General features: G+C 29.0%; 1 pseudogene. It reads right to left on the bottom strand.

Annotated features, from left to right (window positions below):
• Nucleotides 1-417, bottom strand: a pseudogene (locus BKH40_RS08880) (methyl-accepting chemotaxis protein); the annotation flags it as partial.

Below are 417 nucleotides of genomic sequence, written 5' to 3'. Positions count from 1 at the left end.
CATTTTGCATAGACTGAGTTATCTCTTCTATAGCAGTAGCAGATTGTTCTAAAGAAGAAGCTTGTGCATTAGAGCTAGTTGATAGATTAGTAATTTGTGTATTTAGCTTTTTAGCTTCTTCATTAAGTAAAGAAGCAAAGCTTAAAGAACTTTTTAACATCTTTCTTATTTCTTCTCCTAAGGCATTAGTTACTCTTTCTACACTACCTTTATTAGCTATATTACCTTTATCATCTAATACAGAAGTAGAGAAATCTAATCTAAGATAGCTATCAAATACTCTTTCTATCTCATTCATATTACTTCCTATCTTAGTTTCTAATACATCTAACATATTATTAAGTACATCTTTAAGTTCTAGTAATTGAGGATTAGCAGGGTTTTTAGTTATACGTATACTTAGATTACCTTCTTCTA

Source organism: Helicobacter sp. 11S02629-2, assembly GCF_002272875.1.
In the GTDB taxonomy this organism is placed as follows: domain Bacteria; phylum Campylobacterota; class Campylobacteria; order Campylobacterales; family Helicobacteraceae; genus Helicobacter_I.
The sequence above is the reverse complement of the archived record's forward strand: the minus strand, read 5'-3'. Positions and strand labels throughout refer to the sequence as shown.